23 protein-coding genes are annotated in these 25,628 nt (G+C 73.3%); 12 read left to right on the top strand and 11 right to left on the bottom strand.

Annotated features, from left to right (window positions below):
* Positions 1-26: 26 nt before the first annotated feature.
* Both ACFY32_RS16885 and ACFY32_RS16880 read right to left on the bottom strand, forming a co-directional pair.
* Positions 27-983: an Ig-like domain-containing protein gene (locus ACFY32_RS16885; RefSeq protein ID WP_359201605.1), complete on the bottom strand. Its 957-nt coding sequence runs from the start codon at positions 981-983 to the stop codon at positions 27-29.
* 257 nt (positions 984-1,240) lie between these two features.
* Positions 1,241-2,056 carry an IclR family transcriptional regulator gene (locus ACFY32_RS16880; protein ID WP_359201603.1) on the bottom strand — a complete coding sequence of 272 codons (816 nt, stop codon included), beginning with the start codon at positions 2,054-2,056 and terminating at the stop codon, positions 1,241-1,243.
* Between the two features lie 420 nt (positions 2,057-2,476).
* Between ACFY32_RS16880 and ACFY32_RS16875 the strand changes: the two genes are divergently transcribed.
* Together ACFY32_RS16875 and ACFY32_RS16870 are read left to right on the top strand one after the other, a co-directional pair.
* Positions 2,477-3,814, top strand: a complete 1,338-nt coding sequence (locus tag ACFY32_RS16875) for a 6-phospho-beta-glucosidase (protein WP_359201601.1) — start codon at positions 2,477-2,479, stop codon at positions 3,812-3,814.
* A 181-nt stretch (positions 3,815-3,995) separates the two neighbouring features.
* On the top strand, positions 3,996-4,865 hold the full coding sequence (locus tag ACFY32_RS16870; protein ID WP_390674562.1) for a sulfotransferase family protein: 870 nt from the start codon (positions 3,996-3,998) through the stop codon (positions 4,863-4,865).
* A gap of 205 nt (positions 4,866-5,070) precedes the next feature.
* Here the strand turns inward: ACFY32_RS16870 and ACFY32_RS16865 are convergent, their stop codons facing one another.
* The gene (locus tag ACFY32_RS16865; protein WP_359201597.1) at positions 5,071-6,225 is read right to left on the bottom strand and encodes an ATP-grasp domain-containing protein; all 1,155 of its coding nucleotides are present in this window, start codon (positions 6,223-6,225) and stop codon (positions 5,071-5,073) included.
* 268 nt (positions 6,226-6,493) lie between these two features.
* On the opposite strand from ACFY32_RS16865, the gene ACFY32_RS16860 reads away from it, so the two are divergent.
* The gene (locus ACFY32_RS16860) at positions 6,494-7,174 is read left to right on the top strand and encodes a 4'-phosphopantetheinyl transferase (protein ID WP_390674561.1); all 681 of its coding nucleotides are present in this window, start codon (positions 6,494-6,496) and stop codon (positions 7,172-7,174) included.
* Positions 7,175-7,187: 13 nt separating this feature from the next.
* Here the strand turns inward: ACFY32_RS16860 and ACFY32_RS16855 are convergent, their stop codons facing one another.
* The 3 genes from ACFY32_RS16855 to ACFY32_RS16845 all read right to left on the bottom strand — a co-directional run bounded on the left by ACFY32_RS16855 (position 7,188) and on the right by ACFY32_RS16845 (position 8,780).
* A complete protein-coding gene (locus ACFY32_RS16855) occupies positions 7,188-7,424 on the bottom strand; it encodes a hypothetical protein (protein ID WP_359201592.1) in 237 nt (78 codons plus the stop codon).
* Between the two features lie 135 nt (positions 7,425-7,559).
* Positions 7,560-8,090 carry a toxin-antitoxin system, toxin component gene (locus ACFY32_RS16850; RefSeq protein ID WP_359201590.1) on the bottom strand — a complete coding sequence of 177 codons (531 nt, stop codon included), beginning with the start codon at positions 8,088-8,090 and terminating at the stop codon, positions 7,560-7,562.
* A gap of 33 nt (positions 8,091-8,123) precedes the next feature.
* On the bottom strand, positions 8,124-8,780 hold the full coding sequence (locus ACFY32_RS16845) for a helix-turn-helix transcriptional regulator (RefSeq protein WP_359201588.1): 657 nt from the start codon (positions 8,778-8,780) through the stop codon (positions 8,124-8,126).
* Positions 8,781-9,017: 237 nt separating this feature from the next.
* On the opposite strand from ACFY32_RS16845, the gene ACFY32_RS16840 reads away from it, so the two are divergent.
* The 7 genes from ACFY32_RS16840 to ACFY32_RS16810 all read left to right on the top strand — a co-directional run bounded on the left by ACFY32_RS16840 (position 9,018) and on the right by ACFY32_RS16810 (position 18,256).
* Positions 9,018-9,677, top strand: a complete 660-nt coding sequence (locus tag ACFY32_RS16840; RefSeq protein WP_359201586.1) for a hypothetical protein — start codon at positions 9,018-9,020, stop codon at positions 9,675-9,677.
* 416 nt (positions 9,678-10,093) lie between these two features.
* Positions 10,094-11,089: a LacI family DNA-binding transcriptional regulator gene (locus ACFY32_RS16835; protein WP_359201584.1), complete on the top strand. Its 996-nt coding sequence runs from the start codon at positions 10,094-10,096 to the stop codon at positions 11,087-11,089.
* Positions 11,090-11,210: 121 nt separating this feature from the next.
* A complete protein-coding gene (locus ACFY32_RS16830) occupies positions 11,211-12,560 on the top strand; it encodes an ABC transporter substrate-binding protein (RefSeq protein ID WP_390674560.1) in 1,350 nt (449 codons plus the stop codon).
* A 6-nt stretch (positions 12,561-12,566) separates the two neighbouring features.
* Positions 12,567-13,520 (top strand): sugar ABC transporter permease, encoded by a 954-nt coding sequence (locus ACFY32_RS16825; RefSeq protein ID WP_359201580.1) that lies wholly within the window; start codon positions 12,567-12,569, stop codon positions 13,518-13,520.
* A complete protein-coding gene (locus ACFY32_RS16820) occupies positions 13,517-14,380 on the top strand; it encodes a carbohydrate ABC transporter permease (protein WP_359201578.1) in 864 nt (287 codons plus the stop codon). The genes ACFY32_RS16825 and ACFY32_RS16820 overlap by 4 nt, the downstream gene beginning before the upstream one ends.
* Positions 14,381-14,413: 33 nt before the next feature.
* Entirely contained in the window at positions 14,414-16,000 is a 1,587-nt protein-coding gene (locus ACFY32_RS16815; RefSeq protein ID WP_390674558.1) for a glycoside hydrolase family 13 protein, read from the top strand.
* A 90-nt stretch (positions 16,001-16,090) separates the two neighbouring features.
* Positions 16,091-18,256 carry a discoidin domain-containing protein gene (locus tag ACFY32_RS16810; protein WP_390674557.1) on the top strand — a complete coding sequence of 722 codons (2,166 nt, stop codon included), beginning with the start codon at positions 16,091-16,093 and terminating at the stop codon, positions 18,254-18,256.
* Between the two features lie 24 nt (positions 18,257-18,280).
* Here ACFY32_RS16810 and ACFY32_RS16805 read toward each other — a convergent pair whose 3' ends face one another.
* Genes ACFY32_RS16805 through ACFY32_RS16795 form a run of 3 tightly spaced genes read right to left on the bottom strand, consistent with a single transcriptional unit; the run spans position 18,281 to position 20,447 of the window.
* The gene (locus ACFY32_RS16805; RefSeq protein WP_359201572.1) at positions 18,281-19,216 is read right to left on the bottom strand and encodes a PDR/VanB family oxidoreductase; all 936 of its coding nucleotides are present in this window, start codon (positions 19,214-19,216) and stop codon (positions 18,281-18,283) included.
* The gene (locus ACFY32_RS16800; protein WP_359201570.1) at positions 19,213-19,380 is read right to left on the bottom strand and encodes a hypothetical protein; all 168 of its coding nucleotides are present in this window, start codon (positions 19,378-19,380) and stop codon (positions 19,213-19,215) included. The genes ACFY32_RS16805 and ACFY32_RS16800 overlap by 4 nt, the downstream gene beginning before the upstream one ends.
* Complete coding sequence (locus ACFY32_RS16795) at positions 19,377-20,447, bottom strand: aromatic ring-hydroxylating dioxygenase subunit alpha (protein ID WP_359201568.1); 1,071 nt, start codon at positions 20,445-20,447, stop codon at positions 19,377-19,379. The genes ACFY32_RS16800 and ACFY32_RS16795 overlap by 4 nt, the downstream gene beginning before the upstream one ends.
* 270 nt (positions 20,448-20,717) lie before the next feature.
* Between ACFY32_RS16795 and ACFY32_RS16790 the strand changes: the two genes are divergently transcribed.
* A complete protein-coding gene (locus ACFY32_RS16790; protein WP_359201566.1) occupies positions 20,718-22,772 on the top strand; it encodes a phosphocholine-specific phospholipase C in 2,055 nt (684 codons plus the stop codon).
* A 9-nt stretch (positions 22,773-22,781) separates the two neighbouring features.
* On the opposite strand, the gene ACFY32_RS16785 is transcribed toward ACFY32_RS16790, so the two are convergent.
* Both ACFY32_RS16785 and ACFY32_RS16780 read right to left on the bottom strand, forming a co-directional pair.
* Positions 22,782-23,966: a hypothetical protein gene (locus ACFY32_RS16785; RefSeq protein ID WP_390674556.1), complete on the bottom strand. Its 1,185-nt coding sequence runs from the start codon at positions 23,964-23,966 to the stop codon at positions 22,782-22,784.
* Complete coding sequence (locus tag ACFY32_RS16780; protein ID WP_390674555.1) at positions 23,963-24,781, bottom strand: phosphatase PAP2 family protein; 819 nt, start codon at positions 24,779-24,781, stop codon at positions 23,963-23,965. The genes ACFY32_RS16785 and ACFY32_RS16780 overlap by 4 nt, the downstream gene beginning before the upstream one ends.
* Before the next feature lie 194 nt (positions 24,782-24,975).
* On the opposite strand from ACFY32_RS16780, the gene ACFY32_RS16775 reads away from it, so the two are divergent.
* Positions 24,976-25,593: a TetR/AcrR family transcriptional regulator gene (locus ACFY32_RS16775; protein WP_359201560.1), complete on the top strand. Its 618-nt coding sequence runs from the start codon at positions 24,976-24,978 to the stop codon at positions 25,591-25,593.
* Positions 25,594-25,628 lie beyond the last annotated feature (35 nt).

The raw sequence follows: 25,628 nt of genomic DNA, 5'->3' as shown, positions 1-25,628 counted from the left end.
GGTGAAGCCGCCGCGCCCCCCGGGCGTCACAGCGCGCTGCCGGCCTGCCACTTCTTCCAGGACAGGTTCCAGCCGTTGAGGCCGTTGGCAGGGTCGACGGTCCTCTCGCCCGAGTTCTTCACGATCACCACGTCACCGAGCAGCGAACCGTCGTAGAACGCGTACCCGGCCGTCGTCTGGTCCTCGCCGCCCTGCGCGTCGCGCAGGCCGACGCAGCCGTGCGTGGTGTTGTCGTGCCCGAACACCGAGGCGGCGGTCCAGTAGTTGCCGTGCAGGAAGGTGCCGGAGGTGGTCAGGCGCTGGGCGTGCGGCACGTCCGGGATGTCGTACTCGTGGCCCAGGCCGACCGTGGAGGACTCCATGCGGGTCTCCTTCAGCCGCTCGCTGATCACCATGATCCCGGACCAGGTGGTGTGGTCGGCGTCGCCGCCGGTGACCGGGTAGGCGGCGGACTTCCGGCCGTCCCGGACGACGGTCATCCGCCCGGCCGCCAGGTCGACGGTGCTGATCTGCGACCGGCCGATCCGGAAGGCGAGGCTGTGGGAGCGGGCGCCGTAGAGGCCCTCGCCGGCGCGCACACCGGCGAGGTCCAGGGAGACGGCGACCGTCGTGCCGGGGGCCCAGTACTTCTTCGGGCGGAAGTCGAGCCGGGTGTCGCCGAACCAGTGGCCGGTGACCTCCACCTCCGGGTCGGCGGTCACCGTGATCGCCCGCTCGACCGCCGCCTTGCGGGTCACCGCGTGCGAGAAGGTGACCGACACCGGCATCCCGACGCCGTAGGTGCCGCCGTCCCCGGGTGTGACGGACGCCACCAGGGTCTTGGCGGCCGGGTCCGCCGTGCCCTCGGCGGCCCGTGCCGTGCCGCCGCCCAGACCGGCCAGGGCCACGGCGGCGGGCACGGCGCCCAGGGCGCCCAGGACTCCCCGCCGGGACCACCGCCCCCGTGCGGAGTCCTGCTGGTCGGATATGCGGGGGGTGCTCACGGCGCGGGCCTTTCCGGGGATTGGTCGGGGTGCGTGCAGTCTGCACCATATATCTGGGTCCGGGCTGTGTGGCCGGGTTCGCGCCGGGCCGGGGCTGTGAGAAATGTGGCAGCGGGGGCGCCGGGGAGGCGCTGGAGGAGGGGGCGTTCCAGTGGCGTACCGGCTGGGGCGCGGGCGGCGGGGCTGCTCCCGGGTGCCCGGGGTCACGTACTCCTGCGGGGTCACGTATCCCTGCGGGGTCACGTATCCCTGCGGGGTCACCTACTCCTGCGGAGTCCCGTACCCGTGAGGAGCCCCGTACCCCCGCCTGACCCCGGCCCTCCGGGCCCGTCCGGCTGCCAGCCCAGGGCGCGGGAGATGCCGCGGGCCGCCAGGCGTACCGCCGGTCCCAGGACCGGCACCCGGGCGGCGTCGTGCGGGACGACGACCGAGACCGCCGCCGCCACCGTGCCGTCCGCCGCGCGCACCGGTGCCGCCACCGACAGCGCGTCGTCCGTGACCTGCCGGTCGCTCACCGCCGTACCGGTGCGCCGCACCTCGGCCAGCACCCGGCGCAGGTGCATCGGATCGGTGAGCGTGTACGGCGTGAACGCGGCGAGCGGACCCGCGCAGTACGCCTCCCGCAGCTCGGGCCCGCAGTGCGCGAGCAGCGCGAGGCCGACCCCGGTGGCGTGCAGCGGCCAGCGGGCCCCGACCCGGATGTGCACGCCGACCGCCGACCGTCCCGACAGCCACTCGACGTACACCACCTCGCTGCCGTCCCGCACCGCCAACTGCACGTTCTCGTGTGTCGCCTCGTACAGGTCCTCCAGGTACGGCAGGGCGACCTGCCGCAGCGCCAGTCCGCGCGGGGCGAGCGCGGCGAGTTCCCACAGCCGCAGCCCCACGTGGTAGACGCCCGCCGCGTCCCGCTCCAGCGCGCCCCACGCGGTGAGCGCGCCGACCAGCCGGTGCGCGGTGGTCAGGCTCAGACCGGCCCGGCGGCTGATGTCGGTCAGGCACAGCGCGGGATGCTCGTGATCGAAGGCGGCGAGCACCGCCAGCAGGCGGTCGGGCGCGGAACGGGCGGTCATGCGGGGTCTTCCGGGTCGGCGGTCCGGTCGGGGGAAGGGTAGGCCGCCGGGCGCGGGCGGCGGGAGGGGTCGTACCGGATCGATTCCCGCAGGTCCGTCCGCACGCGGGCGCCCCGGCGTGTCATCATCGGCGGCGAAGAGGACGGCGCCGGCGCCACCGGCGGCCGGACGCGCGGGGCGGAGAGGGCGGCCCGCCGGCACGGACGGACGTGCGGTGGACCGGACGGCGAGGAGAAGGCGGCCCACCAGGGCGGACGGACGGGCGTGCGGTGGACCGGGCAGTGACGGAGAAGGCGGCCCATCGGCGCGGACGGACGGATGTGCGGTGGACCGGGCAGTGACGGAGAAGGCGGCCCACCGGCGCGGACGGACGTACGTACGTACGTGTGGTGGGCCGGTCGAGGGTGGAAAGGTGCGGGCGTGAGGCTGACGATTCTGGGCGGCGGCGGATTCCGGGTGCCGCTGGTGTACGGGGCCCTGCTCGGGGACCGCGCCGAGGGCCGGGTCACCGACGTCGTGCTGCACGACCTCGACCCGGCCCGGCTCACCGCGGTCACCCGCGTTCTGGCCGAACAGGCCGCCGGGGTGCCCGACGCGCCCCGGGTGACCGCCACGACCGACCTGGACGAGGCGCTCACCGGCGCCGACTTCGTGTTCTCCGCGATCCGCGTCGGCGGCCTCGCCGGACGCGCCGAGGACGAACGGGTCGCGCTCGCCGAGGGCGTCCTCGGCCAGGAGACGGTCGGTGCCGGCGGCATCGCCTACGGCCTGCGGACCGTGCCCGTCGCCACCGACATCGCCCGCCGTGTCGCCCGGCTCGCCCCCGACGCCTGGGTCATCAACTTCACCAACCCCGCCGGACTGGTCACCGAGGCCATGTCCCGCCACCTCGGCGACCGCGTCATCGGCATCTGCGACACGCCCGTCGGCCTCGGCCGCCGGATCGCCCGCGTCCTCGGCGTCCGCCCCGACCGGGCCTGGGTCGACTACGTCGGCCTCAACCACCTCGGCTGGGTCCGCGGCCTGCGCGTCGACGGCCGCGACCACCTTCCGCGCCTGCTCGCCGACCCGCAACTGCTCGGCTCGTTCGAGGAGGGCCGCCTCTTCGGCCCCGACTGGCTCCGCGCCCTCGGCGCGATCCCCAACGAGTACCTGCACTACTACTACTTCAACCGCGAGACCGTACACGCCTACCAGCGGGCCGAGCGCACCCGCGGCGCCTTCCTCCGCGACCAGCAGGCCGGCTTCTACACGGCGGCGGGCGACCCGGACACCTCCGCCCTCGCCCTGTGGGAACGCACCCGCCACGAACGCGAGGCCACCTACATGTCCGAGAACCGGGAGGCGGCGGGCGCGGGCGAACGCGACGACGACGACCTCTCCGGCGGCTACGAGAAGGTCGCCCTCGCCCTGATGCGGGCCATCGCCCGCAATGAGCGCACCACCCTGATCCTCAACGTCCGCAACCGCCACACCCTCTCCGTCCTCGACGCCGACGCCGTGATCGAGGTGCCCTGCCTGGTCGACGCCGACGGCGCCCACCCGGCCGCCGCGGACCCGCTGCCCGGACACGCCGCCGGCCTGGTCTGCGCGGTCAAGGCCGTCGAACGCGAGGTCCTCGCGGCGGCCGACACCGGCTCCCGGGAGAGGGCCGTCGCCGCGTTCGCCCTGCACCCCCTCGTCGACTCGGTCACCGTGGCCCGCCGGCTCCTCGACGGCTACACCGCGGCCCACCCGGGCCTGGCCTACCTCCGGTAGTCCCCGCCCGGCCCCGTCCCCTGAACATTTCATTCCCATGAAGAATTAAGGAACGGGCAAAGCCGCTGTTCACCGCCGGGACGCGGGACGCGGTGACGTCCGCGCGCCATCTGCCGGACACCTCCCGTTCGCCCGCCGCGCCTGGGATGCGGCCACCGCACGGCGAGAGAGAGGTGGCACGGTGCGAGACGCGCGCATGTCCGCGATCGGCAAGGGACTCAAGCGCCGGGGAAGGCTGCTGGCCCAGGCCGTCAGCCCGCCCCGCCGCGACCTGGACGCACTGCCCGGCCCCCGGCCGGCCGCCGAGGGGTACGCCGCCCCGCCCGCGCCCCGCCTGGTGGAGTCCCCGGTGTTCGTGCTGTCCTCCGTGCGCTCCGGCTCCACGCTGCTGCGGGTGCTGCTCAACAGCCACAGCCGCATCCGCGCCCCGCACGAGATGCACCTGCGCACCCTGCACGTCCACTTCGCCCGGCCCTTCACCGCGGACGCCATGCGCGCCCTGCGGCTCGACCGGGAGGAACTGGAGCACATCCTGTGGGACAGGGTGCTGCACCTGGAACTCACCCGCAGCGGCAAGGACCTCATAGTCGACAAGACACCGCCGAACACCCTGATATGGCCCCGGCTGCGCCGATGCTGGCCGCGCTCCCGGCGGATCGTGCTGCTCCGCCACCCGGGCGCGGTCGTCGCCTCCCTCACCGCCCGCCGCACCGACCCCGACCCGGCGGCCATCCGCGCCGAGGTCCTCGGCTACGCGGAGAAACTGGAGGAGGCCCGGCACGACCCCGACGCCCACGTGGTCACCTACGAGGACCTCACCACCGCGCCCGAGCCCGTCACCCGGGGCGTCTGCGACTACCTGGGCGTGCCCTGGGAGGCCGGGATGCTGGACTACGGCGGCAAGGACCACGGCACGTTCCGCCCCCAGCTCGGCGACTGGTCCGGCACCCTCAAGTCCGGCCGCATCCGCACCGCCCGCCCACCCGCCCCCGGCACCGACCTCCCACCCCGCCTGCGCGAACTGGCCCGCGCCTGGGGGTATCCGGCCTAGACGACCCCGCAGTTGCTCGGCGGACTCCTGGAGGAGAGCGCGAAGCTCCCCGGTTCCCACCAGCCGGTGCTGGTGACCGGCGGCGCCGACAGCCTGCCCGTGCGGACCGTCCACCGCTTCCGGGCGTGCCGGCCGGCCGCGCGGTGGCCGGAGCGTCGATCCCGGTCCGCCACCGGCACGGCCGCCGGCTGCTCCTGGCGGGGCCCTACCCGGGCAGCGCCTGCGGGGCCGCCGGGTCGGTGACGGCCGGGGCCAGGAACTGCCCGGCCGGGCGGGACGGGGCCGGTACGGCCGCCGGCGCGGGCGGTGCCGGGTCCGTCCACGGGCGGACCGGGGAGGCCGGCCGCAGCGGGCGCGGTCCGGAGACCACCGCGTAGTCCGGGCCCAGGAACGGCGGCACGATCTCCCCCGGGTCGTCCCCCAGCGCCAGCCTCACCGCCGCCCACGGGGCGTTGATCCCGCACAGCGACAGTTGGTGCAGCCCGCCCGCCGGACGGGTGTTGACGTCCATCAGTACCGGCCGGTCCCCGTGCATCCGGAACTGGATGTTGGACAGGTGGTGCAGCCCGAAGCCCTCCGCCAGGCGCCGGGCCGGCCCGAGCCACCGCTCGTCCAGGGTGAAGCCCCGGCGGCGGCCGTTCTTGGTCCGGCCCACCGCCAGCCGCACCCGGTTGTCGGTACCGGTGAGGCAGTCCACCGACACCTCCGGCTCCGCCAGACGCGGCATCACCAGCCAGTCGACCGGCTCCTGGGCCGCCCGCACCGCCGCCACCGCCAGGTCCAGCGGCACCTGCGGCGAGGGGAACCCGGTCAGGTGCGCCAGCGAGAACGGCGACCGGGTGACCTCCCGGAACCCGACCCCGCCCGCACCGGACGCCGGCTTGAAGCACGCCCGGTGCCCGGCCCCCTCCAACTCCTCAACGGCGGCCACCAGTTCGTCGGCGGTCCGGACCCGCCACCACGGCGGTACGGGCACGCCGACCGCCTGCGCCGCCTCGTAGCCGATCACCTTGTCCCGGAACACGGCCACCGCCTCCGGCGGGGGCCCGAGCAGCGCCGTGCCGGCCGCCTCGAACTCGGCGCGGTGCGCCACGATCGCCGCCTGGTGCGACCGGGGCACGAACACGTCGATGCCCCGGCGCCGGCACTGGTCCAGCGCGTACTCGACGTACGCCGCCGGGGACAGGTCCTCCGGCTCCAGCTCGGCGGTGTCGGCGGCGGCCAGCACGGGGGAGTCGGGGTCGCCGTGGGTGGCGTGGATCTCGACGGCCCGGTCGCTCGGATTCCTCCGGAGCTGGTCCATGAAGAACACGTTCTCCGCGTACGTGCGGTTGAGCCAGACGCGTACGCGAGAGACCATGCGGGCCGCCTTTCACGGGTCGCGGGCAGGGCTGAGCAGGCCGTGCCCGGCCAGGGGGGATGGAGGGACACCGCACCGCTGCGCGTGTGGGAGAAGCCCGAGGCGGGGTGTCGGGGCGATCATAGGGGGTCCGGGACGGCCCCGTGCAACGCGCGTGTTACGGATCGCGGCCCCCTCCGCCCGCGCGGGTCCCGGCGGTCTTGTCGCCCGGCCCCGCTCTGTGATCTCGTGGGGGCGTCACGAGGCGGGGACAGGGAGGGCGAGCCCGGTGATCGAGGAACTGCTGCCGGACACGGTCGCCGCCGTCGCGGCCCACGGCCACGACACCGCGGGACACCCCCCGCTGTACCCGGAGGAGGAGGCGCTGATCGTCCGCGCGGTCGCCAAGCGCCGCCGGGAGTTCACCGCGGTCCGCTCCTGCGCCCGCCGGGCCATGGAGAAGCTGGGCGTGCCGCCGCAGCCGGTGCTGCCCGGCGAACGCGGGGCGCCGCGCTGGCCGGCCGGCCTGGTCGGCAGCATGACCCACTGCGAGGGCTACTGCGCCGCCGCCCTGGCCCACGCCACCGACCTGGCCTCGATCGGCATCGACGCCGAGCAGGACGCGCCGCTGCCGGAGGGCGTGCTGGACGCAGTGGCGCTGCCCGCCGAGGCCGAGCGGCTGCGGAAGCTGGCGGCGGACGGGGCGCGGGTGCACGCCGACCGGCTGCTGTTCAGCGCCAAGGAGTCGGTCTACAAGGCGTGGTTCCCGCTCACCCGGCGGTGGCTGGACTTCAGCGAGGCCGACATCGAGTTCACCGTCCATCCCGGCGCACCCGGCAGCGGCACCTTCCGCGCCGCCCTGCTGGTGCCGGGGCCGCGGGTGGGCGACCGTACCCTGACCCACTTCGACGGCCGGTGGACCGCCCGCGGCGGCCTGCTGACGACGGCGGTCACGATCCCGCCCGGCTGATCCGCCGGTCCGCTCAGGGCTCCGGGCACCAGTTCGCCAGCAGCCGGAAGAACTCCTCCTCGTTGCCCCGCAGTCCCGCCGCGGCCAGCGCCCGCTCGGCCTCGGCGAGGACGGACGGCGGGACCAGGGGCGGGCGCGGGGCCGTCGGCGGCCCGCCCGCCGTGTCGAAGGCGGCGCGCACGGTGTGCAGCAGCCGCAGATACGCCTGGACGGCGGTGCGTTCACGGTCGGTCGGCACGGCGGTGGTCATCGGTCGGCTCTCCCCGTCTCCACATGGGCGAAGGACACCGCCCCGCACGGCGGCGCCACCCCTCCAGCTTGCCGCCCACCACTGACAATCGCGCCGAGCCGCGCACGCCACGCCCCGCGCGCCGCCGGGCCGGGCTCAGCCCAGATACCCCAGCGACGCCTCGATCCGCCCCGCCAGATGGTCCCGCTGCACCGGCCCGCGCAGCGCCGAACCGGCCAGCAGCGTCCGGCACTTGCTGGCCAGCAGCAGGCCGAAGCTCTCGGCCTGCTGTTCGTCGGTCTCGTCGAACCGGGACCGCGCCGCGACCGCCCGGACGGTGGCCCGCAGGGCGTCCTCGTCGGCGTCCCCGCCCAGCAGCCGGGCGGCGGTCGCGGCACCGTCGCCGCGGTGGCCGCGGTGCCCGGCCCACAGATGCCACAGCTCGTGTCCGAGGATGACCAACTGGTGGTCGGGGGCGGTGCGTTCCTCGACCACCACGAGGTCCCGGTCGGTCAGGTCCAGCCAGAGTCCGCTGGCGGTGCCGGGCGGGAAGACGGCGGTACGGAACAGCAGCGGACGGCCGCGGCGCCGGCTCATCGCCGCGCAGAGCGCGGCGTACAGATCGGCGGGCGGTGCCGGGACCGGGAGCGTCAGTTCAGCGACCAGTTCGCCGCAGAGGCGGCGCATGTCCCTACCGATGCCCAACATCTCTCCCCAGGCTCACGACTCGGGCCGCTTGACGCTCTCCAGGAGCATGTCCAGCCACTCGGCGACCTTGTCGCGGTGCTGGTCGGTGGGCAACTGGGCGGCCCGCCAGGCGATCCCGCGGACGCCGTGGTCCTGCAGCAGCTTCTCCAGCGGGTCCTCGGCGGTCCCGGCCGCCGCCCGCTCGCGGTCGGCGAGCTTCTGGAGCAGTTCCTGCTCGGTGTGGAGCAGGGCGCCGGCCAGCGCCTCCGGGTCCTCGGCGGTGAGGAACCCGGCGTGCACCCGGAAGAAGCGCTGGATGGCGTCGCAGTGCTCCATGGTGGGGCGCCGGTCGCCGTTGATGAGCGCGCCCGCCTGCTGCCGGGACATCCCGGCGCCGTCGGCGATCTCCTGCTGGGTGTAGCGGCGGCCGTTGGGCTTCAGCCGGGTGCGGCGCAGCAGGTCCAGGCGCTGCACGAACCGGGTCTGGACGTCGGGCTCACCGGCCGGCCGGCCGTTCAGCAGGGCCTTGACGACGGTCTCGGGGACGCCGGAGGCGGCGGAGAGCCGGGCGGTGTCGAACACCTCGGAGTGCGGCACGCCGAGCCGGTCGGCGAGCGCGGAGACACGGGAGACCGCGGACGACAGCGCGGCCGTCGGCGTGGTGCCCGGACCCTCGAAGCCAGCCGTCACCGACAGATCTCCTACGTCTCTCACAGGACTCACAGGCTTCTCACAAGCGAAGCGGTTGCCGTGAACTTCCCGGAGAGTAGCCCGACTGCCGAACCCGCATCCAGGTCTCGCCACAACTGTGGCCAATTCCAGCCGTCAACCGGCATGAAATGCCACGATAGTTGACATGGCTTGCGGCGGGGCAGCAGGATCGGGGCGCCGCGTGAAGGCCGCATAGGCAAGAGGGGTGACCTCCCGATGGCATTTCAGGCAGGAGGGCAGCGGTCGGCACCGCGGCCCTCGCCCGCGACCCCCGAGGCTCGGGCGTATCTGCAGGACTACGCCACTTACCTGGACGCCGTCCCCCATCCCTCGTTCGTCGTCGACCACCGCTGGGACGTGGTCCTGGCCAACGGTGCCTTCCGGACACTTTTCCGGGGGGTCGGACCGCATCCGACGGCCATGCCGGGCGACAACTTCCTGCGCTTCGTGCTCTTCCACCCGGACGCCGGCACCGTCCTCGGGGAACACGAGTCGAGCTGGTGCCTGCCGATGCTGGCGCACTTCGCGGCCACGCTGGAGGCGCACGGCCACGACCCCGGGCTCCAGGCGATCCGCCGGGACATCGCCCAGGACCCGATCATGGAGGCCGCCTACCGGCAGGGGCTGCCGCACTGGGTCCGCGCGGTCGGCGAGACGGCCGTCGAGCACGACGGCGCGGTCCGGCCGCTGCACCACCCGGACGCCCGCCCCGGCGTGACCGAGTGCCGGGTCGTCGTGGAGAGCCCCCGGTCGCTCGCGCGGCTCGGCTACACCCGGCAGACACTGGTGGCGCGCGAGTCCCGCCGCGCCCCGGACCGCGAGCGCCGGCCCCGGCGCGGCACCGCCCATCTGCGCGTGGTCCCACCCGCCGACTGACCGCGCCGGACCGCGCGGCGGCTCGCGCCGGACCGCGCGCCTGACCGTCACCGGCCGCTCGGCTGACCGCGGCCGGCCGAGCGGCTGACCGTGCGACGGACCGCGGCTGACCGTGCGACGGACCGCGGCTGACCGCGCGACGGACCGCGGCTGACCGCGCGAAGGACCGCCGCTGACCGCGGCGAAGGACCGCGGCTGACCGCGCGAAGGACCGCCGCTGACCGCGGCGAAGGACCGCGGCTAATCGCGCGAAGGGCGGCGGCTGGTCGCGGGAAGGACTGCGGCTGACCGTGCGACGGACCGCGGCTGACCGCGCAAAGGGCCACGGCTGACCGTGTGGCTGACCGCGGCCGACCGCCTCTGCCCCCGCACCCGTTACGCAAACAGCTTGCATTTCTTGCGCTAGTCTTGCGGGCATGACGCGACGACTTGCTGAGGTGGCGAAGAAGGTCGGGGTCAGCGAGGCCACGGTCAGCCGGGTGCTCAACAACAAGCCCGGGGTCTCCGAGGCCACCCGGCAGGCGGTGCTCTCCGCCCTGGACGTCCTCGGCTACGAGCGGCCGACCCAGTTGCGCGGTGAGCGCGCCCGGCTGGTCGGTCTGGTCCTGCCCGAGCTGCAGAACCCCATCTTCCCGGCGTTCGCCGAGGTCATCGGCGGGGCGCTGGCCCAGTTGGGCCTCACCCCGGTGCTGTGCACCCAGACCAAGGGCGGCGTCTCCGAGGCCGACTACGTGGACCTGCTGCTCCAGCAGCAGGTCTCCGGCGTGGTCTTCGCCGGCGGACTGTACGCCCAGGCCGACGCGCCGCACGGCCACTACGAGCGGCTCGCCGAACGCAAGATCCCGGTGGTGCTGGTCAACGCGGCCATAGAGCACCTCGGCTTCCCCGGAGTCTCCTGCGACGACGCCGTCGCCGTCGAGCAGGCGTGGCGGCACCTCGCCTCCCTCGGCCACGAGCGGATCGGGCTGGTGCTCGGCCCCGGCGACCACCAGCCCTCCCGGCGCAAGCTGGCCGCGGCCCGCGCGCTCGGCGAACTGCCCGACGAGCACGTGGCCCGCGCCATGTTCTCCATCGAGGGCGGCCACGCGGCGGCCTCCCGGCTGATCGACCGGGGCGTCACCGGCTTCATCTGCGCCAGCGACCCCCTCGCCCTCGGTGTCGTCCGGGCCGCCCGGCGCAAGGGGCTCGACGTGCCCGCGCGGATCTCGGTCGTCGGCTACGACGACTCCGCGCTGATGAACTGCACCGAGCCGCCGCTGACCACCGTCCGCCAGCCCATCGAGGCCATGGGCCGGGCGGTGGTGGAACTGCTGAACACGCAGATCAGCGGCGGTTCCGTGGCCGCCGAGGAGCTGCTGTTCGAGCCCGAGCTGGTGGTGCGCGGCTCCACCGCGCAAGCCCCCCGGCACTGAGGCGTCCCGGAGATCCATCTGACTGTCAAATAATTACAGATCCTGCGTGACATCTTGCGGACCGGTGGCGCCGGTGCTTGAGTGTGCGGCGCCCACCGCTCCTGTCCCTAAGGGGTCACCGATGTCACGCACCGGGTTCCGCCGTACCTTCGCCGCGTTGAGCGTCTGCTCGCTCGCCCTGGCCGTCTCCGCCTGCGGGTCGGGCGACGACGACTCCGCGAGCGGCAAGACCCGCATCACGGTCAACTGCATGCCGCCCAAGAGCGCCAGGACCGACCGGCAGTTCTTCGAGCAGGACGTCGCCGCCTTCGAGCAGGCCAACCCGGACATCGACGTCGTCCCGCACGACGCCTTCCCCTGCCAGGACCCCAAGACGTTCGACGCCAAGCTGGCCGGCGGGCAGATGGAGGACGTCTTCTACACGTACTTCACCGACGCCCGGCACGTCGTGGACATCGACCAGGCCGCCGATCTCACGCCGTACGTCAAGGAACTGAAGAGCTACGGCACCCTCCAGCGGCAGTTGCGGGACATCTACACCGTCGACGGCAAGGTCTACGGCATCCCGCGCACCGGCTACTCGATGGGCCTGATCTACAACAAGGCCCTGTTCGTAAAGGCCGGCCTCGACCCGGACGACCCCCCGGCCACCTGGGACGAGGTCCGCGCCGCCGCCGAGAAGATCGCCGCGCTCGGCGACGGCACCGTCGGATACGCCGACTACAGCGCCCAGAACCAGGGCGGCTGGCACTTCACCGCCGAGCTGTACTCACGGGGCGGCGACGTGGTCGGCGCCGACGGCAAGCAGGCCACCGTCGACACCCCCGAGGGCCGCGCCGTCCTGCAGACGCTGCACGACATGCGCTGGACCGACGACTCCATGGGCAGCAAGCAGCTCCTGGTCATCAACGACGTCCAGCAGATGATGGGTTCGGGCAAGCTCGGCATGTACCTCGCCGCCCCCGACAACATCCCGATCCTGGTCAAGGAGAAGGGCGGCGACTACCAGGACCTCGCTCTGGCGCCCATGCCCGGCGGCGAGGCCACCCTCATCGGCGGCGACGGCTACATGTTCAACAAGAAGGCCAGTCCCGAGCAGATCCGCGCCGGGCTGAAGTGGCTCGACCACATGTTCCTCACCCCCGGGGACGGCTTCCTCGGCGACTACGCCCGCGCCAAGAGCAAGGACGCCCCGGTCGGCCTGCCCGAGCCCCGGCTGTTCACCGGCGCCGCCGACGCCAAGGACCAGCAGGTCAAGAAGGCCAACGCCAATGTCCCGGTGGAGAACTACCAGCCCTTCCTCGACGGCAACCAGAACCTGGAGATGAAGATCGAGCCGCCGAACGCGCAGCAGATCTACTCCGTCCTCGACGGCGTCGTCTCCGCCGTCCTCACCAAGGAGGACGCCGACATCGACACGCTTCTCAAGGACGCCTCCGGAAAGATCGACGGCATTCTGGCCCGGAGCTGACCGGGGATGAAGACGGCTGAACGACGCCCGGCCGAGGCTCTCGCGGTCCGCCCGGTCCAGGCACCGCCCCCGGGCCGGCCCCCCGGGCGGCGCCGCCTCGCCGACCAGGGCCGCGCCTACGCCTTCCTCCTCGGCGGACTGATCTGCTTCGCGCTGTTCTCCTGGTACCCGGCGATCCGCGCGGTGGTCATCGCCTTCCAGAAGTACACCCCGGGCGCGGAGCCCGAGTGGGTCGGCACCGCCAACTTCACCCGCGTCCTGCACGACCCGGAGTTCGCCGACGCCTGGCGCAACACCCTCGCCTTCACCGTGCTGGCGCTGCTCATCGGCTTCGCGGTCCCCTTCGTCCTGGCCCTGGTCCTCAACGAACTCCGCCACGCCAAGGCGTTCTTCCGGGTCGTGGTCTACCTGCCGGTGATGATCCCGCCGGTGGTCAGCGCCCTGCTGTGGAAGTGGTTCTACGACCCCGGCGCCGGCCTGGCCAACGAGGCGCTGCGCTTCGCCCACCTGCCGACCTCGAACTGGTCCAACGGCGCCGACACCGCGCTGGTCTCCCTGGTCATCGTCGCCACCTGGGCCAACATGGGCGGCACCGTCCTGATCTACCTCGCCGCCCTCCAGTCCGTCCCCGGCGAGCTGTACGAGGCCGCCGAACTGGACGGCGCCGGTCTGCTCCAGCGCGTGCGGCACGTCACGGTCCCGCAGACCCGGTTCGTGATCCTGATGCTGATGCTCCTCCAGATCATCGCGACCATGCAGGTCTTCACCGAACCGTTCGTCATCACCGGCGGCGGCCCGGAGAACGCCACCGTCACCGTCCTGTACCTGATCTACAAGTACGCCTTCCTCTACAACGACTTCGGCGGCGCCTGCGCGCTGAGCGTGATGCTCCTGCTGCTGCTCGGCGTGTTCTCCGCCGGGTACCTCCGGCTCACCCGCTCCGACGGGGAGGACGCATGAGTTCCACCCGCACCCTGGTGTCCCCGGCCGTCCTGGCCCGGCCCCGCGGAAAGGCCGCCTACTGGGCCGTCTTCACGGGCGTCGTCCTGCTGTTCGCGCTCGCCTTCCTCTTCCCCGTGTACTGGATGGTCACCGGCGCGATGAAGTCCCCGGACGAGGTGGCGCGCACCCCGCCCACCGTCGTCCCCGAACAGTGGCGCACCAGCGGCTTCACCGACGCCTGGGAGCTGATGCGGCTCCCGGTCCACCTGTGGAACACGGTGGTGCAGGCGGCCGGCGCCTGGCTGTTCCAGCTCGTGCTGTGCACGGCCGCCGCGTACGCCCTGTCCAAGCTGCGGCCGGTGTTCGGCAAGGTGATCCTCGGCGGCGTCCTCGCCACGCTGATGGTCCCCACCCAGGCCCTGGTGGTGCCCAAGTACCTGACCGTCGCCGACCTGGGGCTGCTCAACGACCCCCTCGCGATCTGGCTGCCGGCCGTCGCCAACGCCTTCAACCTGTACCTGCTCAAGCGGTTCTTCGACCAGATCCCCCGGGACGTGCTGGAGGCCGCCGCGATCGACGGCGCCGGGAAGCTGCGGGTGCTGTGGTCGATCGTGCTGCCCATGTCCCGTCCGGTGCTGGGCGTGGTGTCGATCTTCGCGCTGGTCGCGGTCTGGCAGGACTTCCTGTGGCCGCTGATGGTCTTCTCCGACACCGACAAGCAGCCGATCAGCGTGGCGCTGGTGCAGTTGTCGCAGAACATCCCGCTGACCGTGCTCGTCGCGGCGATGGTGATCGCCAGCATCCCCATGGTCGCGCTGTTCCTGGTCTTCCAGCGGCACATCATCGCCGGCCTCAGCGCGGGCAGCACCAAGGGCTGACACCGCCCCCGTCCGAGAAGAAAGGCACCCACCGTGGGACAGCCCACCCCTGCCCGGTCCGCCGACTGGTGGCGCTCCGGCGTCATCTACCAGGTGTACGTCCGCAGCTTCGCGGACGGCGACGGCGACGGCACCGGCGACCTCGCGGGCGTCCGGGCGAAACTGCCCTACCTCGCCGGACTCGGCGTGGACGCCCTCTGGTTCACCCCCTGGTACCTCTCCCCGATGAAGGACGGCGGATACGACGTCGCCGACTACCGGGCCGTCGACCCCGCCTTCGGCACCCTCGCCGAGGCCGAGAAACTCATCGCCGAGGCCCGCGAACTGGGCATCCGCACCATCGTCGACATCGTCCCCAACCACGTCTCCGACCAGCACCCCTGGTTCCGCGCCGCCCTCGCCGGCGGCCCCGAACGGGAGCTGTTCCACTTCCGCCCCGGACGCGGCGCCCGCGGCGAACTCCCGCCCAACGACTGGCGCTCGGAGTTCGGCGGACCCGCCTGGACCCGGCTGCCCGACGGCGACTGGTACCTGCACCTGTTCGCCCCCGAGCAGCCCGACCTCAACTGGGCGCACCCGGCGGTCCGCCAGGAACACGAGGACATCCTGCGCTTCTGGTTCGAGCGCGGGGTGGCCGGCGTCCGCATCGACTCGGCCGCCCTGCTGGTCAAGGACCCCGCCCTGCCGGACTTCACCGAGGGCCGCGACCCGCACCCGTACGTCGACCGCGACGAACTCCACGACGTCTACCGCTCCTGGCGGGCCGTCGCCGACGAGTACGGGGGCGTCTTCGTCGGCGAGGTGTGGCTGCCGGACACCGAGCGGTTCGCCCGCTACCTCCGCCCGGACGAACTGCACACCGCCTTCAACTTCGCCTTCATGACCTGTCCCTGGGACGCGGACAAGCTGCGGGCCTCCATCGACACCACGCTCGCCGAACACGCCCCCGTGGGCGCCCCCGCCACCTGGGTGCTCTGCAACCACGACGTCACCCGCACGGTCACCCGGTACGGGCGGGCCGACACCGGCTTCGACTTCGCCACCAAGGTCTTCGGCACCCCTGCCGACCTCGCCCTCGGCACCCGGCGGGCCCGCGCCGCCGCCCTGCTGTCGATGGCCCTGCCCGGCGCGGTCTACGTGTACCAGGGGGAGGAACTGGGGCTGCCCGAGGCCGACATCCCCCTCGACCGGATCGAGGACCCGATGCACGCCCGGTCCGGTGGCGTGGACCCGGGGCGGGACGGCTGCCGGGTGCCGCTGCCGTGGGCGGCGGACGAGCCGTACGCGGGGTTCGGGTCCCGGGCGGAGCCGTGGCTGCCGCAGCCCGCCGGATGGGCCGGGTACGCGGCCGACCTCCAGGCCGCCGACCCCGGGTCGATGCTCACCCTGTACCGCGAGGCGATCCGTCTCCGGCCCGTCTTCGGGGACGGGCCGCTGATGTGGCTGCCCACCGGCGACGGTGTGCTCGCGTTCGACCGTGGTGGTGTCGCCGTGGTGGTGAACCTTTCCGACGTTCCCGTCGAGCTTCCGCCGCATGGTCACGTGCTGCTCGGCAGCGGCTCGCTCGACGGGGACGGGTGGTTGCCGTCGGACACGGCGGTGTGGTTGCGCCGACAGTGACTCCGCGGGTGCGTTGTGGTTGATCGCGCAGTTCCCCGCGCCCCTCAGGGGGCGCGCTGTCCCTGACCCCCACTTGAAAGGGAACCGCACATGTATCTCCTCAGAACCGGTCGGTATCCGGTCGGCGTCGGCACGGTCGTCGCTCTCGCCGCCGGTACGCTCGTCGCCCTTTCCCCCGGCAGCGCGCAGGCCGCCGCCGGGGCCACCCTCCCCTTCACCTCCGTGGAGGCGGAGGCCGCCGCCACCAGCGGTACGAAGATCGGGCCCGACTACACGCAGGGCACCCTCGCCTCGGAGGCGTCGGGGCGGCAGGCCGTGCGGCTCGGGGCCGGGCAGCGGGTGGAGTTCACCGCGCCCCGGACCGCCGACGCCGTGAACGTCGCCTACAGCGTCCCCGACGGCCAGTCCGGCTCGATGAACGTCTACGTCAACGGGCAGAAGCTCGCCCGGACGCTCCCCGTCACCTCGAAGTACTCCTACGTCGACACCCCCTGGATCGCCGGCTCCAAGACCCACCACCTCTACGACAACGGCCGGCTGCTGCTCGGGCAGACCGTGCGGGCCGGGGACAAGGTCGCCTTCGAGGCGGCCGACACGCAGGTCACCGTGGACGTCGCCGACTTCGAGCAGGCCGGCGCTGCGGCGAGCAGGCCCGCCGGTTCCGTCTCCGTCACCGACAAGGGGGCCGACCCCACCGGGCAGGGGGACTCCACGCAGGCGTTCCGGGAGGCCATCGCCGCCGCGCGGGGCGGCACGGTGTGGATACCGCCGGGCGAGTACCGGGTGACCTCCTCCCTGAGCGGCGTGGAGAACGTGACCGTCCAGGGCGCCGGGCCCTGGCACTCGGTGGTCCGCGCCTCCCGCTTCATAGACCAGTCGAACTCCGCGGGCAACGTCCGCATCAGGGACTTCGCGGTCATCGGCGAGGTCACCGAACGCGTCGACTCCAGCCCCGACAACTTCGTCAACGGCTCCCTCGGACCGAACTCCGCCGTCTCCGGGATGTGGCTCCAGCACCTCAAGGTCGGCCTGTGGCTCACCGGCACCAACGACAACCTCGTCGTGGAGAACAACCGCATCCTGGACACCACCGCCGACGGCCTCAACCTCAACGGCAACGCCCGGGGCGTGAAGGTCCGCAACAACTTCCTGCGCAACCAGGGCGACGACGCGCTCGCCATGTGGTCGCTGAACGCGCCCGACGTCAACAGCAGCTTCGAGTACAACACCGTCAGCCAGCCCAACCTGGCCAACGGCATCGCGGTCTACGGCGGCACCGACATCACCGTACGCGGCAACCTGGTCGCCGACACCAACGCCCTCGGCAGCGGCATCGCCGTCTCCAACCAGAAGTTCCTCGACCCCTTCCACCCGCTGGCCGGCACCATCACGGTCGACGGCAACACCCTGGTGCGCACCGGCGCGATGAACCCCAACTGGAACCACCCGATGGGCGCGCTGCGCGTCGACTCCTACGACAGCGCGATCGAGGCCCAGGTGCGGATCACCGGCACCACGGTGACCGACAGCCCGTACAGCGCCTTCGAGTTCGTCTCCGGCAGCGGACGCGGCTACGCGGCGAAGAACACCACCGTCGACGGCGCCACCGTGAACCGGGTCGGTACGGTCGTCGTGCAGGCCGAGGCCCCGGGCGCCGCCACCTTCCGCAACGTCACGGCCACCGGCGTCGGCGCCGCCGGCGTCTACAACTGCCCCTTCCCGGCGGGCTCGGGCACCTTCACCCTCACCGACGGCGGCGGCAACTCGGGCTGGAACACCACCTGGTCCGACTGCTCCACCTGGCCCCGGCCCGGACAGGGCGACCCCGGCCCCGACCCCACCCGCAACCTGGCCAGGGGCCGCACCGCCACCGCCACCGGCTCCCAGGACGTCTACACGCCCGGCAAGGCCGTCGACGGCGACGCCAACACCTACTGGGAGTCGGCGAACAACGCCTTCCCGCAGTCCCTCACCGTCGACCTGGGCAGTATCGAGCCGGTGCGCCGCCTGGTGCTGAAGCTGCCGCCGCAGTCCGCCTGGGGCGCCCGCACCCAGACCCTGTCGGTGCAGGGCAGCACCGACGGCTCGGCGTACACCACGGTCGTCGCGTCGAAGGAGTACCGCTTCGACCCGGCCACCGGCAACACGGTGACCGTCCCCCTGACCGGCAGCCTGCGCCATCTGCGACTGCACGTCACCGGCAACACCGGCTGGCCGGCCGCCCAGTTCAGCGAAGTGGAGGCGTATCTCTCCTGACCGCCGCCGCGCCGGGGCCGGGGGTCACAGGTCCAGCACGAGCCGCTTCCCCCGGCAGCGGGACACGCAGATCAGCATGGTCTCCCCGGCGGCCCGCTCCTCCTCGGTGAGCACCGAGTCCCGGTGGTCGGGGACACCCTCGACCACCTCGGTCTCGCAGGTCCCGCAGGTCCCCTCGGTGCAGGAGTACAGCACCTCGGCCCCGGCGGCGCGGACCGCGTCGAGGACGGAGACGTCCCCGGGGACGGTGACGCTGCGGCCGCTGCGGGCGAGGACGACCTCGAACTCGCCGTCCGCGCCCGCGAGCCGCTCCTTGGGCCGGAACCGCTCGGTCCGCAGCACCCGCGGCGGGCACCGCTCCGCCACCGCGTCCAGCAGCGGCCCGGGGCCGCAGCAGTAGACGAGGGCGTCCTCGGGCAGGCCGTCGAGGACGGCGGCGAGGTCCAGGAGTCCGGTCTCGTCCTCGGGGGCGAGCGTGACCCGGTCGCCGTAGGCCGCCAGTTCCCCGGTGAACGCCATGGAGGCGCGGCTGCGCCCGCCGTACAGCAGCGTCCACTCGGCGCCCGCGGCCTCGGCGGCGGCCAGCATCGGCAGGATCGGGGTGATGCCGATGCCGCCGGCGACGAACCGGTAGCGCGGCGCGGGCTCCAGCGGGAAGTGGTTGCGCGGTCCGCGCACCCGCACCCCGGCGCCCGGCCCCATCCGCTCGTGCACATACGCCGAGCCGCCCCGCCCGGCCTCCTCGCGCAGCACCGCGATCCGCCACACGTCCCGGTCGGCGGGGTCGCCGCACAGGGAGAACTGCCGTTCCAGGCCCGGCGCGAGCAGCAGGTCGATGTGTGCGCCGGGCGTCCAGCCGGGCAGCGGCCCGCCGAGCGGGTGGCGCAGGGTCAGGACGCGTACCCCGGCGGCGGCGGGGCGGGCGTCCGCGACGACGAGTTCGGCTTCGTACCGGGTCATGAACCGTTTCCTCGGGGTTCGGGTCCGTGCGGGTGGCCGAGCAGCCACTCCCACATCGCCACCGGGTCCTCGGCGCGGTGCTCGGCCCCGCAGTGGCAGGTGCCGTGCAGGACGTCCGTGCCCGGCAGCCAGTGGACGCGGTAGATCTCGCCGGTGGCGGTCACCGGGCGTGCTCCACCGGCTTCTCGCCCGCCTCGACCAGGCGGGCGAGGATGCGGCGGGCGGCCAGGCCGCCGGTGTCGATGTTGATGCTGAGTTCCTGGTAGCCGGCGCGCTCGGTGCCCAGGGTGCGCTGGAGCAGGTTGAGGGCGTCCACGTCCTGCATGACGACGGTGTGGTTGTTCTTCCGCAGGAACTCGGTGACCTCGGCGTCCTGCGTCGCCCAGTCCCGCGAGACCGCCCAGAAGTCGTACACCCTGCCCTCGGCGGACGGGGTGATCGCGTACGTGATCTCGGTGTGGAAGCCGCCCGGGTCGCTGCCGTCCGCCTCGGGCAGCACCCCGACCGGCGCGACCCGGCTGTGCAGCAGGTACAGGCACGGCGCGTGGTACTCGATGTCCTGCCGGCGCGAGATCCGCCCGCTGATGCCGGTGGACCTGGCGTAGAACGGCGGGCACTCGGCGTCGTCCATGTGCCGGCTGACCCGGACGATCCCCGCGCCCTCGTCGACCTCCGTGGTGATCGGCGTCTCGGCGACCTCGGGGGTGCCGATGTACCCGCCGTGCAGATACGTCTCGTGCGAGAGGTCGAGGAGGTTGTCGACCAGCAGCCCGTAGTCCGCGTCGATCGGCTCCATGCCCCGGACGGTGACCCAGCCGGGGGAGTCCAGGTGCCGGGCCCGCGGGATGCCGTCGGGGTCGGCGAGCGCGGGGTCCCCGATCCACACCCACACCAGCGAGTCCCGCTCGGCCACCGGGTAGGAGGCGACCCGCGCGGTGCGCGGCACCCGCTGCTGGCCCGGCACGTACACGCACGTGCCGGTGGTGTCGTAGGTGAACCCGTGGTAGCCGCAGACGATCCGGTCGCCGTCGAGCCGCGTCGGCGCCTCGGACAGCGGGAAGCGGCGGTGCACACAGCGGTCGTGCAGGACGACCGGCGTGCCGTCCTCCTCGGTGCGGTACAGCACGAGCGGCTCCCCGAGGATCGTCCGGCCGAGCAGCTCCCGGCCGACCTCGTGCGCGTAGGCGGCGACGTACCACTGGTTCCTGGCGAAGGCGGTCATGTGCGGCATGGCGTTCCCGTCCCTGAGAAGCGGGGCCTCGTCGCCCCGCGAGCCGTGGTCGCCCCCAGATTCGTGACGCGGCCCACACCCGGGCAAGGGGACTTCCGCCAGACGGAAGGTCCCGTGGATGACCGCCCGTACCCGGCGTACCGGCGAGCTTCACACGGGCGCCATCCGGCCCTTCCCTGCCGTTTCGTGCCCCTGGAACACTCCTTCCGCGCGGGTCCCGGCACGATCACCGGCCGCCGAACAACCCCCAGGCGAGAGGCCAGTCACCCCATGCCCGAAGTCAACCGGCGACGATTCTTCCAACTCGCGGGCGCCACCGCGGCGTTCAGTGCCCTGTCCGCGAGCATCGAGCGGGCCGCCGCACTCCCGGCGAACCATCGCACGGGGTCGATCGAGGACGTCGAGCACATCGTCGTCCTCATGCAGGAGAACCGTTCCTTCGACCACTACTTCGGCGCGCTGCGCGGCGTCCGCGGCTTCGGCGACCCGCGGCCGGTCACCCTGGACAGCGGCAAGTCGGTCTGGCACCAGACCAAGGCCGACGGCACCGAGGTGCTGCCCTTCCGCCCGGACGCCGACGACCTCGGCATGCAGTTCCTGGAGGGCCTGCCGCACAGTTGGCCCGACGGGCAGCAGGCGTACCACGGCGGCAAGTACGACCGCTGGGTGCCCGCGAAGGGCACCACCACGATGGCGTACCTGACCCGCGAGGACATCCCCTTCCACTACGCCCTCGCCGACGCGTTCACGGTGTGCGACGCCTACCACTGCTCGTTCATCGGCTCCACCGACCCCAACCGCTACTACATGTGGTCGGGCCACACCGGCAACGACGGCAACGGCGGCGGCCCCGTCCTCGGCAACGACGAACTCGGCTACGACTGGACGACGTACCCCGAGCGGCTGGAGCGGGCCGGGATCACCTGGAAGGTCTACCAGGACATCGGCGACGGCCTGGACGCCAAGGGCTCCTGGGGCTGGATTCCCGACGCCTACCGCGGCAACTACGGCGACAACTCCCTGCTCTACTTCGACAAGTACCGCGATGCCCAGCCGGGCGACCCCTGGTACGACAGGGCCCGCACCGGCACCGACGTCAAGAACGGCGACGGCTACTTCGACCTGCTGCGCGCCGACGTCAAGGCCGGCAAGCTGCCGCAGGTCTCCTGGATCGCCGCGCCCGAGGCGTTCTCCGAGCACTCCAACTGGCCGTCGAACTACGGCGCCTGGTACATCGCCCAGGTCCTGGACGCGCTCACCGCCGACCCGAAGGTGTGGGCGAAGACGGCCCTGTTCATCACCTACGACGAGAACGACGGCTTCTTCGACCACGTCGTACCGCCGCTGCCGCCCACGTCCGCCGCGCGGGGCCGCTCCACGGTCGACGTCTCCCTCGACGTCTTCCCGGGCAGCTCCCGCTACGCCGCGGGCGCCTACGGGCTCGGTCCGCGCGTGCCGATGCTGGTCGTCTCCCCCTGGAGCAAGGGCGGTTACGTCTGCTCCGAGACCTTCGACCACACCTCGATCGTGCGCTTCATGGAACGCCGCTTCGGGGTGCGCGAACCGCAGATCTCCCCGTGGCGGCGGGCCATCTGCGGCGACCTGACCTCGGCCTTCGACTTCTCCCGCAAGGACAGCTCGCCGGCCCGGCTGCCCGGCACCGAGGAGTACGCGCCGCAGGACCGCGACCGCCACCCCGACTACCGTCCGACGCCCCCGGCCGACCCGGACATGCCCCGGCAGGAGCGCGGCCTGCGCCCCGCCCGGCCGCTGCGGTACGCGCCGCTGGTCGACGGCTCGGCGGACCCGGCGACCGGGAAGCTGACGCTCACCTTCGCCTCCGGCGCCCAGGCCGGCGCCGCGTTCCTCGTCACCTCCGGCAACCGGACGGACGGGCCCTGGACGTACACCACCGAGGCCGGCAAGCGGATCTCCGACACCTGGAACGCCGCGTACTCCGACGGCGTGCACGACCTCACCGTGCACGGCCCGAACGGCTTCCTGCGCGCCTTCCGCGGCGCCGCCGACGCCACCGCCCCCGAGGTCACCGCGCGGCACGTGCGCGACGACATCGAGCTGACCTTCACCCACCGGGGCGCCCGCACGGTCCGGCTCCGGCTCGCCGACGGGTACGGCGGGCGGCGCCGGACCATCACCGTGCGCCCCGGCGCCACCGTCCGGCACACCGTCGACCTCACGGCGAGCCGCCGCTGGTACGACCTGACGGTCACCTCCGAGACCGACCCGTCCTACCTGCGGCGCTTCGCCGGCCACGTGGAGAACGGCCGGCCGGGGGTGAGCGACCCGGCGACCGTCACGCGGTGACCGCCGCCGCTACAGCGCGGTGAGCTGCCCCGGCCCCGGCTGCCCCGGCAGGGGAAGCGGTCCGGGGGGCGGGACCGGTGGGGCCGGTGCGGGCTTCGGGGTTGGTGCGGGTTTTGGGGCCGACGTGGGTTTTGGGGCCGGTGCGGGCCTCGGGGACAGTGTGGATTTCGGGGCCGATGTGGGCTTCCGGGCTGACGCGGGCCTTGGGGTCGATGCGGGTGTCGAGGCCGGTGCGGGCTTCGGGCCCGGCAGGACGACGCGGTGCGGGGCGGTGGCCGCCGGGTGATCCGGCGTCGCGTGGTCCGGCGTCGGCCGGTCCCGCGTCGGCCGGTCCGGCGCGGGGGGCGCGGCGGCGTCGGGCAGGGGGTGCGCGGTCGGCGGCGCCGCCCGGGTCAGCAGGACGACGCCCCAGGCGGCCAGGGCCGCGCCGGTCAGGGCAAGGAGGACACCGGCCGCGCCGCCCCGGAGGCGTTCGCCGAGGAGGGCGACGCCGATCACCGCGGCGGCCACCGGGTTGGCCAGCGTCACCACCGCCAGCGGCGCGCCCAGCCCGCCCCGGTACGCCGTCTGCGACAGCAGCAGTCCGCCGACGGCGAAGGCCGCCACCAGCACCGCCACCCCGACGACCTGGACGCTGAGCAGCGGGCCCGAACGGTCGGTCGCGGCCACCGTCACCGTCTGGGTGAGCGCCGAGGCGACACCTGAGGCGACGCCGGACGCGGTCGCGTGCCGCAGCCCCGGCCGCGCCCCGGGCCGGGACAGCGTGCCGATCAGCGCCGCCGTCGCACCGGCGACCGCGAGCGCCTCCGGCACGCTCAGCACGTCGTCGGGCGCCGGTCCGGACGCCGTGAGCAGCAGCGCGCCCAGCCCGAGCAGGGTCAGCCCGGTGCCGCGCCACTCGACCGGGGCGACCCGGCGGCCCGCCAGCTTCGCCCCCAGGGGCACCGCCGCGACCAGGGTCAGCGCGCCCAGCGGCTGGACGACGGTGAGCGGCCCGTACTTCAGGGCCACCACGTGCAGCAGCGCGGCGGCCGCGTTCAGCGACACCGACCACCACCACGCGCCGCCGGCCAGCAGCTTCACCAGACCGGTGCCGGGCCGGCGGGCGGCCAGCCGTTCCTGGGCGACGGCCGCGGCGGCGTAGGCGACGGCGGAGACCAGCGAGAGGACCACGGCGACGAGGGCGGCGCTCACCGGCCCGCCCCCACCAGGCCGCGCCGCTCGGCCGGCCGGGGCTCCCGCGCCCACCGGGGCGGTCCGGGCGGCGCCGCCGTGGTCCGGGCCCGCCGGGGCATACGTATCAGCGCCAGCGCGAGGCCGAGCAGCGCCGACGCCACGAGGACGTCCAGCCAGTAGTGGTTCGCGGTGCCGACGATCACCAGCAGCGTCAGCAGCGGATGCAGCAGCCACAGCCAGCGCCAGCGGGACCGGGTCGCGGCGATCAGGCCGACCGCCACCATCAGGGCCCAGCCGAAGTGCAGGGACGGCATCGCGGCGAACTGGTTCGACAGTGTGTCCGCGCGTGGCGGACCGTACACCGACGGCCCGTACACCCGCGCGGTGTCCACCAGCCCGGTCGCGCCCAGCATCCGGGGCGGCGCGAGCGGGAAGGTGAGATGCAGCACCAGCGCGGCGCCGGTCACCGCGGCCAGCACCCGGCGGGACCACACGTACTGCGCGGGCCTGCGCAGGTAGAGCCAGACGAGGAAGCCGGCGGTGGCCGGGAAGTGCACGGTGGCGTAGTAGGTGTTCGCCACGTGCACCAGGGCGTCACCGTGCAGCAGCAGGGACTGGACCGCGCCCTCCCCGGGCAGGTGCAGCCACCGTTCCAGGTGCCACACGTGCCGGGCGTTGCCGAACGCCTCCGCGGTGTGGCCGGTCGCGAGCTGCCGCCCGAATTTGTAGACGAGGAAGAGTCCCGCTACGAGCAGGAGTTCTCGGACCAGTGGCGGACGGGCCGGTGCGTCCGGCTCCGTTTCCGCTTCTGCAGGCTCGGTGCGGGCATTCATCCCCCGGCCCCTTCGCTGACGGTGGTGCGTGTGGTGATCTGGCTCATCGATACGGTTTCGTTCCGATACGCCAGTGTACCGATACGCCTGAGTACCGGTACACTGGCGTATCGATGGCCGTTGACACACTCGACCCACGGGGGGAGTTACGGGCTTTGACCGCCGCATCCGGCTCCGAGCGAGGGGCAGCACCGATGACGCCGCAGGCCGCGGACGACCGACCGGAGACGGTCGGCGCCTCGCGCCGCTCCAAGCTGACGCCCGAGCGTGAGCAGGAGTTCTTCGACACGGTCGTCGAGCAGATCCGCGAGTGCGGTTACGAGGCCGTGACGATGGAGGGCATCGCCGCCAGCACCCGGTGCAGCAAGTCCACGCTCTACCGGCAGTGGAAGACCAAGCCGCAGTTCGTGGCGGCGGCCCTGCGCTCCCGCAGGCAGGTACGCTTCGCGGGCATCGACACCGGTTCGCTCGCCGAGGACCTGCGGCAGGCGGCCCGAGCGGCGGGGGAGTGGTCCGGCAAGGACAGCCGGCTGCTCCAGGCCCTCGGTCACGCGGTCCTCCAGGACCCGGAGCTGAAGCTGGCGCTGCACGAGGCGATCGTCGAACCGGAGATCGCCTCGCTGCGGGAGATCCTGCGGCGTGGTGTGGAGCGGGGCGAGGTCCCCGCCGACCACCCGGCGCTGGAGTACGTGCCGGCCCAGATGTTCGGCGTGCTGCGGGTCAGGCCCGTGATCGAGGGCGAGTACGCCGACGGTGACTACCTGGTCCGCTTCGTGGAGGCCGTGGTGCTGCCGGCACTGGGCCTCACCTGAAGACGCAGGCCGCCGTCCGTGGGATGACTGGACGG

It is taken from the genome of Streptomyces sp. NPDC000134 (assembly GCF_042899225.1).
Lineage (GTDB): Bacteria > Actinomycetota > Actinomycetes > Streptomycetales > Streptomycetaceae > Streptomyces.
The sequence above is the reverse complement of the archived record's forward strand: the minus strand, read 5'-3'. Positions and strand labels throughout refer to the sequence as shown.